The organism is Mucilaginibacter litoreus (assembly GCF_042676805.1).
GTDB lineage: Bacteria > Bacteroidota > Bacteroidia > Sphingobacteriales > Sphingobacteriaceae > Mucilaginibacter > Mucilaginibacter litoreus.
This window is the reverse complement of record NZ_JBHTHZ010000002.1, coordinates 265,091-277,931: the sequence shown is the minus strand read 5'-3', so window position 1 is coordinate 277,931 and position 12,841 is coordinate 265,091. Positions and strand designations below refer to the sequence as shown.

Here is a 12,841-nt window from a genome sequence, read left to right as displayed (position 1 = left end):
TATATATAAATGGCTTAACTATCAGCAGCATTACATCGTCTCCAATTCATCCGGGTGGCGGGGCTGCCAGTAAGCGTAGTAGAACGCAAGGCAAAATACACCCAATAAAAACGGTATCAGCGCCAGGTGCTTGTAAGTTATCCACCCTGACACCTGCAGGTGATCAAAATTCATGAACTCGCTTATCATCCAGTAGGAGTTGGCCGAGATCCAAAAGGTGATGGCCAGGTTGTGGCACAGCTCAGACATCATTTGCCTTGTACGGTAAGCTATGACGATTGAAATAACCAGCGTCGGGATGATCATCACAATCCCCAGCGGTTTCCAGATCAGGCACCAGCCGATGTCTTTAAACAACCAGAAAACTATGTGGAGGTTCTCCATCTTGCGGTACTTGAGCGGAATGCTGTATTGTGACATGGTAACTAAAATATAGGTTTTTCTGCAAATGCTAAAATCAGGTATTCAGCCATTCATACCAATTATGAACCTGATATTCGTAATTTAATACCGGGATTGTAGTAACACTTTCAACTATCTTCCACTCATTCAATTCCAGCACAAACGAGGGCAAAGGCAAACCCGATTTAGCAGAGGCTTGCATATAAAAGTCAGCACGTGTTGGGTGGTGCGGCGCCACCGCATTTATAGTATAACCGAAAGCATCCTTCTCGATGATCTGCTGTGTTATGCCAATGCAATCATCTAAATGAATAAGGTTAACCGGCGCCATTCCGTTGGCTATATTATCCTTTCCGGCAAAAAAACGCCCCGGATCCCTGTCAGGGCCAACCAGGCCGCCAAAGCGCACAATAGTTGTTTTGAACGCGGGTTGTCGCTTAAATAACTCCTCTGCCTCAAGCAAAATTTCACCTGCAAAAGTGTTGGGCTGCGGGTCGTTATTTTCGTTTACTACCTGGTTTAAATCGGCATAAATGCCTGTAGAACTGACAAGAATAACCTTTTGGACCTTGTGCTTTATTACCGCATCAATAACTTTTCGGAGTTTTGCTACATACTCCCTTCCTTCTGCCGAACGGCTTTTTGGCGGGATGGCGATAACCAATATATCGCAGTTAAAAAAAACGGCAGATAACGGGTTTTCAGCGGCAGTAAGGTCTATCCTAAACGGCGTGATACCGGCCTCTGCAAGAAGAGGTAATTTATTTTCGCTCGTGGTGGACCCATTAACGCTATGGCCGGCGGTAATCAATGCTTTTGCCAATGGCAGGCCAAACCAGCCACAGCCTAAAATACTTATCCTCATTTATCGGCGAAGATATGCAAAACATAAACCAAATAATATATTTGCCCTATGGATACGCCGCAAACTTTACCCGTTTTAAATGATACCGAACTCCGCGTGCTTGGCTCCCTCATGGAAAAAAGCAAAACCACGCCCGATTATTATCCCATGACACTGAACGGACTTACCGCTGCCTGCAACCAAAAGTCGGCACGGAAACCGGTGGTAGATTATGATGAGAACACGGTTATAAGTGCTTTAGATACCTTAAAGCGTAAGGGGTTGATATCTACCGCCACGGGCGGATCAAGCAGGGCCACAAAGTATAAGCATAACTTTGGCATCGTCTTTCCGCTGGTGCCGTCGGAAATAGCGGTGATATGCCTGCTAATATTGCGCGGACCGCTGACTCCGGGCGAGATCAATAGTAATTCGGGCCGTATGTATGAGTTTGAAAACCTGGACGAAGTGCAGCAGATGCTGGAGAAGCTTGCCGGCGGCGATACGCCGTTTGTTGAACAGATGCCTAAACGCCCGGGCCAGAAAGAAGTACGTTACCGCCACCTGTTAGGCGGAACGATCCCTGAAGATGATGCAGCCGATGAACCAGTCCGCAGAACATCTGCAACCGAGCTGGAAGAACGCCTTAGCAAGGTTGAAACCGAACTGGCAGAGCTTAAAGAAGCATTTGATAAATTAATGAAAGAGCTGAGTTAAATCAGCTTAATCGTGGGCATCTTTCATATTGCGCTCGATGCGCCTATCCGGAATAAACCATATAACGGCTACTAAAAAGTACAGGCCTACAGCCAGCCATGCGTGAATAAACGACACGGCTATGGCAGATGCATATATGCCGATTGATACTTTGCCCTTACCATCACTCCCAACGGCACGTGCAAGTATGGAGTTTTCGCCGTGATGCTTAATAAGCAGTTGTGCAAGTATGGTATAAGCAACAGCATTCATGATAAGCACAATGCCGTAGCATATTACAGGTGTTTGTGCAAAGTGGTTCTCGCCCATCCAGGCGGTTACAAAAGGCACCAGCGACAGCCAGAAAAGCAGAAACAAATTAGCCCATAAGATACTGCCGTTTACAGATTTGGTGGCATGCAGCATATGATGATGATTGTTCCAGTAGATGCCAACATATATAAAGCTGAGCACGTAGCTTAAGAACACCGGCGATAAGTGTTTTAAAGCCTCCCAGCTTGCATCATGGGGCACCTTAAGCTCCAATACCATAATGGTGATGATAATAGCGATAACGCCATCGCTAAACGCCTCTAAACGCCCTTTGCCCATAATTTTTAATAAGCCATAAATATAAGCCGCAACCGCCTACTTTGCAACCAGGCTTTTGTAGCGCTGCATGGCTTCTACAAAGTAATAATCGGCATAGGTAAGCGGCACATCTATCTCGGTACCTGCCGGAAAATGCCCAACGCTGTGTTTAAGCAGAAAACCACCGTTGGTGCCGTTAGCTGCTTTATATGCCGGCGATGATAAAGTTTTGATAATACTTTGAGCGCTGTTGAAATACTTTAACGCATCGGCATTATTTGCATAACGGCAAAGCTCCAGCAATGCCGAAGCCATGATTGCCGCCGCAGAAGCATCGCGCAACGCGTTGGGTATATTGGGCGCGTTAAAGTCCCAGTAAGGTATTTTATCGGCTGGCAAATTTGGGTTATTCAATATAAACCGGGCAATGTGGTTTGCCTGTTCAAGATATTTTTTATCCCCGGTTTCGCGGTACATCACTGTAAAGCCGTACAGGCCCCAGGCCTGGCCGCGTGCCCAGGCCGACTCGTTAGCGTAACCCTGGGCGGTTTTCTTTTCCTGTACAGCGCCTGTTTCGGGGTTATAGTTAATCACGTGGTACGAACTATAATCGGGCCGGTAATGGTTTTTGATAGTGGTGTTGGCATGTGTTACCGCTATCTTGTAAAAGCTTGAGTCGCCGGTTGCTTTTGTGGCCCAGAACAGTAATTCCAGGTTCATCATGTTATCAATGATCACCAGGAAATCCGACGGTTTGGAATCCCATGACTTGATAGCGCCAACTTTTGGGTTGAAACGGGTAGAAAGCGATTTGGCGCTGTTTATCAGTATTTGCCTGTATTCATCAGATGGGTTGAGTTTATTAGCCGTACCAAAACTGCAATACATCATAAAGCCAAGATCATGGGTATGGGTATTGTATTGCTCCTTTTCAAGCACTTTCATCATTCGCCCGGCTTCGGTCAGCAAAGCCTTGTCATGGTTTTGCTGGTAAATATTCAGCAAAGTGCCCGGGTAAAAGCCGCTGCACCACCAGCCGGAGTTACTGGTTTCCAGCTTATTTTGATCAGCATGATAGGTTTTGGGGAACTCCTGAGGCTTTAGTTGTTTAGCCAGATATTTATACTGCGCATCGGCATCCGCAAGATTTTTGTTGATGGTTAACAGCAACTGCTTGTCGGCTTTAAACTTAACTTTTTGCTGGGCTATGGCTACCTGGCTTAAAATGCAGCACAGGGCAAAGATCAGGTTTTTCATGGGTTGGTATGGGCAGATGCTTTTAAACCGGGCACTGCAATATCAAATATATCTTTTAATGCGCGCTTTGCAGCATGGTATCCGCACATACCATGCACTCCGCCGCCCGGCGGTGTAGATGCAGAGCAGATATACAGTCCCTTTTGTGATGTTTTATAAGGTGACAGGCGCAATGCCGGCCGTGTAAATAACTGCCCGAGGTCAAGTACGCCCCCGTTTATATCTCCGCCAATATAGTTGGGGTTGTACTCCTGCATATCCACGGTATTCATGGTGTGCCGCGCCAAAACCACCTCTCTGAAACCGGGCGCATAACGCTCTATCTGCTTTTCAATGGCCGTGGTCATGTCTTTGGTTGAACCGTTTGGTACATGGCAATAGGCCCATGCGGTGTGTTTGCCCTCAGGCGCGCGGGTATGGTCAAACAAGCTCTGCTGGGCAAGCAGTACAAATGGCTTATCGGGATGTTTGCCCGTCCAGGTTTGCTGTTCGGCATCGCGTATCTCATTTAAGGTATTGCCAATATGTACCGTACCCGCTTTTCGGCAATCTTCGGCAGTAAAGGGTATCGCAGCATCCAGCGCCCAATCGATCTTAAAAACACCCATGCCATAGCGATAGCGTTCCAACTGCCATTTATATACGGTGGAAAATTTATGCCCTGCTATTTGCAGCAACTGCTTTGGCGTAACATCAAACAGTATGGCGTGTGCAGACGGCAGCTGATCCAACGAGCTTACATAAGTGTTGGTTTCTATTTTTCCTCCTATCGATACAAAATAAGATGCCAGCCCGTTAGCTATGGCGTTTGAGCCGCCCTTTGGTATGGGCCAGCCCTGTAGATGCCCTGCAGCCATAAGCACCAACGCGATGGCTGATGTTGCCATATTGCTTAGCGGCTGCATGCTGTGAGCTGCCATGCCTGCCAGCAATGCCTTGGCCTGTTTGGTCTTAAACATTTTAGCCAGCATAGTAGCAGGCTTAATGGCATCTAAACCAAAACTTGCCAATGCCAGCGGATGTTCAGGGAAATGCAGGGGCCCTAATATGTCGGTATCAATTAAAGGCCAGTTTTTGGTCACCTGCGTCATAAGCTTCAAATAAGCAGGCTCATCGGCACCTAAATGGTGGGCGGTTTTGCTGATGTCGCGGCATAATACGGCCGGGTGCGCGTGTTCTAAAGGATGGGCCGCGTCAATGTCCGGATAAATATATTCCAGTCCGTAGTTTACAAGCGGTAAGGTTTTAAGAAAGGGTGATGCTGCTGCCAGAGGGTGTATGGCCGAGCAAACGTCGTGCTTAAAGCCGGGCAAGGTAAGCTCTTTGGTGCGTAAGCCACCGCCAATCTCGTCCTTTGCCTCAATAAGCAAAACCGATAAGCCCTGCTGCTGCATTAATATAGCGGCGGCAAGCCCGTTAGGGCCGGAGCCAATAACTACGGCGTCATAATCGCGCTTTTCTTTAACCATAAAAAGCTATCTCTTAATAGTCGGAGTAGCTGGTAGGGTATAACAGCAGTATATCTGCCTTTGATACATTGTTTTTATACTCTTCTTTTGCAATAAGCCCTTTCCATTGAGCATCTGCGTTAAAGGCATTCCAGTGTTCCTCGCGGCTTTGTTTACTTTCAAACGTTGTAAGGTACATCAGGTTAGGCATTCTGCTACCTGCAATAACGCTGCCATAAAACACCGGGTTAAAACCAAGGCGCTCAAAAATATCGGTCTCGCCACTGTTAAACATTTTCACCTTGCTGTAGTGGTAAGCCTCAGTAGGGCTTTCGTAGCTGCGCAGCTCATAAACCCGCTTGCTTTTGTCGCCGGTAAGTTTGGGTAACATCAGGTGCGGGCGGGTAACAAAAGGGCTAAGTAAAATGGTCTCTATGCGCGTATAAGGCGCCTGGTTGTAGGCGGCATCAACGTATTGTTTATCTGTTGCGTTTGAAACCGGCGGCTTGGAAGCAGATGTGTTTACCGGCTCGGCATCTTTCCAGGAAGCAAAGGTAGATAGCACATATATCTTACGGTCGGCGGTATCTGCATCTATAGGTTTAAATACACCAACGTTCTTTATCCCTTTTTTATGTAAAGCGGGCAGGTAGCTGTTTTGCAAATAAGCATCCAGTATACTTTCCTGTTGTGCATTTTTGTAATGATATATTTTAAGCTGATAATAATCGCCTTTTATAGTTTGCGCTTTTGATAAGCTGAATGCGAATAAAAGGCAAAGGCAAACAACTGCTTTTAGTTGCTGATAGTAGTTTTTAACTGGCATGATGTAATGTTTACGCTGTAAATTTAACACAAAAAAAAGCCTGCCTTATGGCAAGCTTTTAATATTATTTAACTGAGGGTTATTTCAAATCCCTTACCCAAATGTTACGGAAGCTAAGGGGCTCGCTCTTGTCTCCGTGTGCCTGTAATTTAATTGGCGATGGGCCGTGTGGCTTTCTGTAACCCGGGGTACCAATGTACTGGGTTGGGCCAAGCAGTTCCACATTGTTCTCAACCACTACACCGTTAAATATTACGGTTACACGTGCAGGGGTTTTAACCTCATCACCATCAAAGGTTGGGGCTGTCCAGATAACGTCATAAACGTTCCATACACCCGGAGGCCTGGTAGGGTTAGCAAGCGGAATGAACTGTTTGTAAATACTGCCTGCCATACCATTTGTATAAGTTTTGTTTTTGTATGAATCCAATACCTGTAATTCATAACCATCATCGCCTTTACCGATAGATGCCAAAAATACACCGCTGTTACCACGGCCCTGGCCTTCGCCTGTTATGTTTGCAGGCACCTTCCACTCTATGTGTAACTGGTAGTTGCCAAATTTCTTTTTAGTCTGGATGTTGCCCGATTTTTTGTTCACGGTCAAAACATCGCCGTTAACATCCCATTTAGCATCGCCGCCGCTGTTAACATCTTCCCATTCGCTCAGGCCGTTTTTGCCGTCGAAAAGTACAGTTGCATCAGAAGGAGCATCGCCACATGTTTTACCGGGAGTTACCACCGGTGGTACAGGCTCCCATTTCTCGGTATCCTCTGGTTTGCTTTGTGCATTTGCCATATAAAATCCTCCTGATAGCAAAGCAGCTAATAATAATTTATGTTTCATTTTTTACGGTTTATTGGTATTTAGTTATAAATACAGTTTATTTTTAAGGTAGGCACTGCTTTTTGCAATGCTTACATAAGGATCTATATTGGTAAAGTTTTCCTGCTCAACAATGTAGTGTTTGATGCCTGCAAGTTTAGCCTGGGCAAAGATAGTTTTAAAATCTATGCTGCCGCTTCCTATCTCGGTATTCAGTTCATGGTTGGCTTTATCCATATCTTTTACGTGCACAAAGGCAAAACGGCCGGGGTGCTTTTTAAAGATAGCTACCGGGTCATGGCCGGCGCGCACTACCCAATACAGGTCCATCTCCATGCTAACCAATGATGGGTCTGTCTCGGCCAGAATAGTATCGTAAAAGGTTGTGCCTTCTACCTGCTCCCACTCAAAGTTATGGTTGTGGTAACCCAATTTTAAACCGTGCTTTTTGCAGATGGCGGCAGCCTTATTCATCTTATCAGCTATTGATTTAAAATCAGCCGCGGTTTTAATCAGATTGTGGTTGAGTGATGGAATGATGATATAAGTTTGCCCGGTTGCCAGTGCAGCCTCTATGTAGCTGTCAAACTCATCCATTTTACCGGTGCTGAAATACTCATCAAGCCCGTAGTGGCCGCTTGGAGTTTTTAAGCCGTGAGACTTCAGCAAAGCGCTGAATTCTTTTGCGCTGAGCCCCCAAAAGCCACCTTGCTTTGAGTAACCAAAAGTTTCCACTTCTTTGTACCCGGCTGCTGCTACTTTTGCAATAACGCCTTTTACGTCTTTCGGTAACTGATCGCGCAGGCTGTATAACTGTAGGCCTACACCGTTAGGGCTTTTTGCCGATGATAATTTTGGAGAAAGCATCATAGCTGTTGCGGCTAAACCTGCCTGTGCTAAAAAAGTTCTTCTGGTAGTCATGTATTATAGTTTGGTATATGTACTTGTAAGACCTTAAAAAGGCCAAATAGTTTAAACATCGCAAATGTGCACTGCTTTTTTAAGCGATGCCAGTTTGTCTTTTTGTTTCGGGATGAACTCCTGGGCTACGTAGCCTTTATGCCCAACTTCAATAATAGCTCTCATAATAGCCGGGTAGTAAAGTTCCTGGGTTTCATCTATCTCGTTACGTCCCGGAACGCCACCTGTATGGTAATGCGCAATATATTGATGATGATCGCGAATATTACGGATAACATCACCCTCGTCTATCTGCATGTGATAAATATCATACAGCAATTTAAAGTTTTCCGAGCCAAGCCTTTTGCAGAGCTCTGCCCCCCAGGCGGTATGATCGCACTGGTAGTCCTTATGATCGATTTTGCTGTTAAGCAGTTCCATCACTAAAACTACATTATGCTGCTCGGCCAGTTTTACCATTGGCTTAAGGCCTTCAACACAGTTCTTCCAGCCTTCTTCGTCGGTTTTGCCTCGGCGGCTGCCACTAAAGCATATCAGGTTTTTATAACCCGCCTTAGCAACCTTGGGTATCATTTCTGAATATTGTTTTTGCAGCTGTGCATGGAATTGCGTATCGCCGAAGCCATCTGTCAGGTTGATCTCGGCACCATTGCACATGGACGAATCCAGGCCATACTTTTTTAGCGTGGGCCAGTCTGCCGGGCCAACCAGGTCAATTCCTTTTATACCTATCTCTTTTGCCGCCTTGCAAAGTTCTTCTACAGATATACTATCGTAACACCAGCGGCATACAGCATGGTTGATGTTTCCTTTAAGTTTATCGCTCATCTGTTCTTTTTCACCGGGTTTAAAAGATGATAACATACCTGATGTACCTATGGCGGCTGTGCCCGCCAGCATCCCTTTTATAGCCGATCTTCTGTTAGTGCCTGCCATAATTATACTTCTAACCTGCCTGTGCCTGGTTCTTCAATATCTAAACCTGGTTTGTTTTGTATCTGGTTGGTGTCTTTAAAGAAAATTATAAATACCAGGAATACAAAACCTGCTATTCCTGCAGGAATTAACCATACGCTTGTCCAGTTATGCGCTGTTTCTGATATTTTAAACTTATCTACAATCGGGCCTGATATGTATGAGCCCATCAGCATACCTACGCCATAAGTAGCCAGGGTGATAAAACCCTGAGCAGCACTCTTGAATTTTTCGCCAGCTAAGTTGTCTGTATAGATCTGGCCGGTTACAAAGAAGAAATCATAGCAGATACCGTGCATTACTATACCAGCAATCAGCATCCAGTAGTTGGAACCTGTATCGCCGTAAGCAAAAAAGATATAACGTATCACCCAGGCCAGCATACCTACAGCAAGCATTTTTTTAACGCCAAGGCGCACAAAAAACAAAGGCATCAGTGCCATAAATAAAAACTCAGAAACCTGCCCTAATGATTGCACACCAGCTGCGGCCTTCATCCCTACCTCATTTAAGAAAGGGTTTGTAAAGTTATAGTAAAAGGCAAGCGGTACGCAAATAGCTACAGAGGCTAAAAAGAAAATAAGGTACGACCTGTTTTTTAACAAACCTATCGAATCTAAACCTAAAATATCACCAAGACTGGCTTTCTGACCTTTTTTGGCAGGGGGCGTAGCAGGTAAGGCAAAGCTTAATAAGCCTAAAATAAGTGACGCGACAGCTGCCATTTTAAAGGTAAGGATCAATGAGTTGCTTTGCTCCCATCCTAACCAGCCAATTACAAGGCCGGCTATGATCCAGCCCACGGTACCAAACACACGTATGGGTGGAAACTCCTTACTTGGGTTAGCCATCTGCTTAAACGAAACAGAGTTTACCAAAGCAAGGGTTGGCATGTACACAATCATGTAAGCAAAAATTATCGGGAAAAATCCTTCAAAGTTCTCCTGCGTTGTAATGTAATACAATAATGCCGCGCCGGTAAGATGCAAAATACCCAACACCTTTTGGGCCGAAAAAAACCTGTCGGCAATTAACCCGATGATGAACGGTGCAATTATAGCTCCCCATGATTGCGTAGCATAAGCGTTCCCGTTTTCAACGCCCGATGCATTTAGTGTTTTAGTAAGATACGTTCCCATCGTTACAAACCATGCACCCCAGATAAAAAATTCCAGGAACATCATGGTTGATAACTTAACGCGTGTTGTTAAGGTCATAATTTGTTTTTGGTTTAAATTAATTGGGTTGTTAGCTTATTTAACTGTCAAGATATACTTTACCATCTCTTTAGCATCATCCATAGACAGGTCCGGGTGCGCCGTCATTGGCACTGTGCCCCAATTGCCGCTACCGCCTGCTATTACTTTTTTAGCCAGCATATCAACATCAGAGTCTTTGTATTTTTTGGCGATATCAACCAGTGCCGGGCCAATTACCTTGGTTTGCGCATTATGGCAGCTATTACAATCGTTATTAGCCATTAATGCTTCGCCTTTGTTATCAGGAGTACCCGGCGCTTTGGTGGTGCCAATATCGTTTACTGTGGTATCCATTGCCGCGTCCGACTGGTGGGCTGCAGCAGCCTGATCAGTAGCGGCTGCGCTGTCCGCCTCGCTTCCGCCGGCCGTATTGCTTGAGTTGCTTCCACCACATGCGGCCAAAGCCATACTTAAACCTAATATTACAAATATTTTTTTCATGATGCGTTTATTGTGTTATTGTGTTTTATTATAATCCTATTAATGATCTGTTAAATTTTTCGTCGCTGCCTGATGCCGCAAAATCATCAAAAGCTTTCTCGGTCACCCTGATGATATGATCTTTGATGAATTGCGCGCCTTCGCGAGCGCCATCTTCCGGGTGCTTTAACGCGCACTCCCACTCCAGCACTGCCCAACCTTTGTAATCGTATTGAGTAAGTTTACTGAATATTGATTTAAAATCAACCTGGCCATCGCCTAAAGAGCGGAAACGGCCAGCGCGTTCAACCCAGCCTGAATAGCCGCCATATACGCCCTGCCTGCCTGTAGGGTTAAACTCGGCATCCTTAACGTGGAACATCTTAATGCGTTCGTGGTAGATATCGATATACTCCAGGTAATCCATAGCCTGTAATACAAAATGCGATGGATCATAAAGCAGGCACGCGCGTTTATGATTGTTTACCTTTTCCAGGAAACGCTCATAGCTTACGCCGTCATGCAAATCTTCGCCGGGGTGTATCTCATAGCAAAGGTCGATGCCATGCTCGTCGAAAACGTTAAGGATAGGCTCCCAGCGTTTAGCCAGCTCATCAAAAGCCGTATCAACCAAACCTGCAGGGCGTTGAGGCCATGGGTACACCATGTGCCAGATCAGCGCGCCGCTAAAAGTAACGTGCGCGTTAAGCCCCAGGTTTTGCGAAGCTTTAGCGGCTGCCTTTAATTGCGATACCGCCCACTTTTGCCTTTCGGCGGGGTTATTTTTATAAGCCTCAGGGGCAAATGCGTCAAACAAGCTATCGTAAGCCGGATTAACGGCCACTAACTGCCCCTGCAGGTGTGTAGAAAGTTCTGTTATCTCCAACCCTGCAGCATTTACAATACCTTTTATTTCATCGGCGTAGGTTTTGCTGTCGGCTGCTTTTTGCAGGTCGATAAAACGGGTATCGTTAGTAGGCAGTTGTACACCTTTGTACCCAAGCCCTGCCGCCCATTCGCAAATGGATTTCAGGTCATTAAACGGCGCGGTATCGCCTATAAACTGGGCTAAGAATATTGCCGGTCCTTTAATGGTTGTCATGAATTAGATAGTATATTTTGTCCACTTTTCGTCGCTTTGGTTAGAAGCAACTACATTGTTGATAAATGCCATCCCGCGGATGCCATCATCCACCGACGGAAAGTCGAGCCATTCCTCTTGTGGTTCCCGGCCTTCTATTTTTGCGCTGAGTGATAAAGCGAAATTGCGGTATAAGTTACCAAAGGCTTCCAGGTAACCTTCGGGGTGGCCGCCCGGTGTACGGCAATTTGATGTGGCATAAGTTGATAACCTATCTGTATAACCGCTGCCCGCGCGTAAGGTTTCGGCTGGTTTGTCAAGCCATTTAACGGTAAGCGTATTCGGCTCCATCTGCTCCCACTCAAGGCTGCCATTTTCACCATAAACACGTATTTTAAGCGCGTTCTCTTCTCCCGCCGCTACCTGAGAGGCAATTAGAGAACCGGTTGCACCTTCTTCAAAACGAAGTAAAACGGCGCCGTCATCATCAAGCATGCGGCCATCTACAACTATGTTCAATGATGCGTTAAGTTCAGTGATCTTTAAACCGGATATATACTCGGCAAGGTGCGCGGCATGTGTGCCTATATCGCCCATACAACCGGCTTTACCAGATTTAGACGGGTCGGTACGCCACGAGGCCTGTGCATTGCCCTCGCGTTCTGACAGGCGGCTTAACCAGCCTTGCAGGTATTCAACATGTATCTTACGTACTTTGCCTAAAGCGCCGCTTTTTACAATTTGCTTAGCCTCTTTTACCATAGGGTAGCCCGAGTAGGTATGGGTAAGCAGCAACATCAGGCCGGTTTCTTCAACCTTGGCTTTTAGCTCCCGGGCTTCTTCAAGCGTAAAGGTTATCGGTTTTTCTATAACAACGTTAAAGCCGTTTTCCAATGCCTGCATTGCCGGGGCAAAGTGCGCAAAATTGGGGGTAACAATGGTTACAAAATCCATACGCTGACCGGCCGGCAATTGTGCTTCGGCCTTAAACATCTCATCGTAAGTATTGTAAGTTCTTTCAGGGGGTAAAAACAGCATGCGGCCGCTTTCCTGTGCTACATCAGGATGCATACTTAAAGCACCGCAAACCAGTTCAACCTGGCCATCCATATTGGCAGCAATACGGTGGATAGCACCAATAAATGCATCTTTACCACCGCCTATCATGCCCATGCGTAATTTTCTGTTACTCATAATAACTATGCAAGTATTCCCGAAAGGCCTCCGGGAATGCTTTGTTTTAAATTAGATAAATGTATAAAAACCGCTCCGGTTTGCGGAGCGGTTGCATTTTT

Annotated in this window: 14 protein-coding genes; 1 reads left to right on the top strand and 13 read right to left on the bottom strand. The window is 45.8% G+C overall.

The window, feature by feature from the left end; translation table 11 throughout:
• Positions 1-30: 30 nt before the first annotated feature.
• On the bottom strand, positions 31-420 hold the full coding sequence (locus ACFQZX_RS04620; RefSeq protein ID WP_377111852.1) for a hypothetical protein: 390 nt from the start codon (positions 418-420) through the stop codon (positions 31-33).
• Between the two features lie 37 nt (positions 421-457).
• Entirely contained in the window at positions 458-1,267 is an 810-nt protein-coding gene (locus ACFQZX_RS04615) for an SDR family oxidoreductase (RefSeq protein ID WP_377111850.1), read from the bottom strand.
• A gap of 48 nt (positions 1,268-1,315) precedes the next feature.
• Between ACFQZX_RS04615 and ACFQZX_RS04610 the strand changes: the two genes are divergently transcribed.
• The gene (locus ACFQZX_RS04610; protein WP_377111847.1) at positions 1,316-1,963 is read left to right on the top strand and encodes a YceH family protein; all 648 of its coding nucleotides are present in this window, start codon (positions 1,316-1,318) and stop codon (positions 1,961-1,963) included.
• Between the two features lie 6 nt (positions 1,964-1,969).
• Here the strand turns inward: ACFQZX_RS04610 and ACFQZX_RS04605 are convergent, their stop codons facing one another.
• From ACFQZX_RS04605 to ACFQZX_RS04555, 11 genes are all read right to left on the bottom strand, one after another.
• A complete protein-coding gene (locus tag ACFQZX_RS04605; protein ID WP_377111845.1) occupies positions 1,970-2,554 on the bottom strand; it encodes a TMEM175 family protein in 585 nt (194 codons plus the stop codon).
• Between the two features lie 36 nt (positions 2,555-2,590).
• A complete protein-coding gene (locus ACFQZX_RS04600) occupies positions 2,591-3,790 on the bottom strand; it encodes a glycoside hydrolase family 88 protein (protein WP_377111843.1) in 1,200 nt (399 codons plus the stop codon).
• Complete coding sequence (locus ACFQZX_RS04595) at positions 3,787-5,259, bottom strand: phytoene desaturase family protein (protein WP_377111840.1); 1,473 nt, start codon at positions 5,257-5,259, stop codon at positions 3,787-3,789. Before ACFQZX_RS04595 ends, ACFQZX_RS04600 begins: the two co-directional genes overlap by 4 nt.
• Before the next feature lie 13 nt (positions 5,260-5,272).
• Positions 5,273-6,064 (bottom strand): NIPSNAP family protein, encoded by a 792-nt coding sequence (locus ACFQZX_RS04590; protein WP_377111837.1) that lies wholly within the window; start codon positions 6,062-6,064, stop codon positions 5,273-5,275.
• Between the two features lie 79 nt (positions 6,065-6,143).
• Entirely contained in the window at positions 6,144-6,911 is a 768-nt protein-coding gene (locus tag ACFQZX_RS04585; protein ID WP_377111835.1) for a 3-keto-disaccharide hydrolase, read from the bottom strand.
• A 24-nt stretch (positions 6,912-6,935) separates the two neighbouring features.
• A complete protein-coding gene (locus tag ACFQZX_RS04580; protein ID WP_377111833.1) occupies positions 6,936-7,811 on the bottom strand; it encodes a sugar phosphate isomerase/epimerase family protein in 876 nt (291 codons plus the stop codon).
• Positions 7,812-7,862: 51 nt separating this feature from the next.
• Positions 7,863-8,747: a hydroxypyruvate isomerase family protein gene (locus tag ACFQZX_RS04575; RefSeq protein ID WP_377111830.1), complete on the bottom strand. Its 885-nt coding sequence runs from the start codon at positions 8,745-8,747 to the stop codon at positions 7,863-7,865.
• Between the two features lie 2 nt (positions 8,748-8,749).
• Positions 8,750-10,003 carry a nucleoside permease gene (locus ACFQZX_RS04570; RefSeq protein WP_377111828.1) on the bottom strand — a complete coding sequence of 418 codons (1,254 nt, stop codon included), beginning with the start codon at positions 10,001-10,003 and terminating at the stop codon, positions 8,750-8,752.
• Positions 10,004-10,039: 36 nt separating this feature from the next.
• Positions 10,040-10,486: a c-type cytochrome gene (locus ACFQZX_RS04565; RefSeq protein ID WP_377111825.1), complete on the bottom strand. Its 447-nt coding sequence runs from the start codon at positions 10,484-10,486 to the stop codon at positions 10,040-10,042.
• Positions 10,487-10,514: 28 nt separating this feature from the next.
• Positions 10,515-11,567 carry a sugar phosphate isomerase/epimerase family protein gene (locus ACFQZX_RS04560; RefSeq protein WP_377111823.1) on the bottom strand — a complete coding sequence of 351 codons (1,053 nt, stop codon included), beginning with the start codon at positions 11,565-11,567 and terminating at the stop codon, positions 10,515-10,517.
• Positions 11,568-11,570: 3 nt separating this feature from the next.
• A complete protein-coding gene (locus tag ACFQZX_RS04555; protein ID WP_377111820.1) occupies positions 11,571-12,740 on the bottom strand; it encodes a Gfo/Idh/MocA family protein in 1,170 nt (389 codons plus the stop codon).
• Between the last annotated feature and the right edge of the window lie 101 nt (positions 12,741-12,841).

Coding starts and splice junctions, on each gene's coding strand:
- ACFQZX_RS04555 (WP_377111820.1), bottom strand. CDS start 12,740: ATGAGTAACAGAAAATTACGCATGGGCATGATAGGCGGTGGTAAAGAT.
- ACFQZX_RS04560 (WP_377111823.1), bottom strand. CDS start 11,567: ATGACAACCATTAAAGGACCGGCAATATTCTTAGCCCAGTTTATAGGC.
- ACFQZX_RS04595 (WP_377111840.1), bottom strand. CDS start 5,259: ATGGTTAAAGAAAAGCGCGATTATGACGCCGTAGTTATTGGCTCCGGC.
- ACFQZX_RS04620 (WP_377111852.1), bottom strand. CDS start 420: ATGTCACAATACAGCATTCCGCTCAAGTACCGCAAGATGGAGAACCTC.
- ACFQZX_RS04585 (WP_377111835.1), bottom strand. CDS start 6,911: ATGAAACATAAATTATTATTAGCTGCTTTGCTATCAGGAGGATTTTAT.
- ACFQZX_RS04590 (WP_377111837.1), bottom strand. CDS start 6,064: ATGCCAGTTAAAAACTACTATCAGCAACTAAAAGCAGTTGTTTGCCTT.
- ACFQZX_RS04570 (WP_377111828.1), bottom strand. CDS start 10,003: ATGACCTTAACAACACGCGTTAAGTTATCAACCATGATGTTCCTGGAA.
- ACFQZX_RS04580 (WP_377111833.1), bottom strand. CDS start 7,811: ATGACTACCAGAAGAACTTTTTTAGCACAGGCAGGTTTAGCCGCAACA.
- ACFQZX_RS04600 (WP_377111843.1), bottom strand. CDS start 3,790: ATGAAAAACCTGATCTTTGCCCTGTGCTGCATTTTAAGCCAGGTAGCC.
- ACFQZX_RS04610 (WP_377111847.1), top strand. CDS start 1,316: ATGGATACGCCGCAAACTTTACCCGTTTTAAATGATACCGAACTCCGC.
- ACFQZX_RS04605 (WP_377111845.1), bottom strand. CDS start 2,554: ATGGGCAAAGGGCGTTTAGAGGCGTTTAGCGATGGCGTTATCGCTATT.
- ACFQZX_RS04575 (WP_377111830.1), bottom strand. CDS start 8,747: ATGGCAGGCACTAACAGAAGATCGGCTATAAAAGGGATGCTGGCGGGC.
- ACFQZX_RS04565 (WP_377111825.1), bottom strand. CDS start 10,486: ATGAAAAAAATATTTGTAATATTAGGTTTAAGTATGGCTTTGGCCGCA.
- ACFQZX_RS04615 (WP_377111850.1), bottom strand. CDS start 1,267: ATGAGGATAAGTATTTTAGGCTGTGGCTGGTTTGGCCTGCCATTGGCA.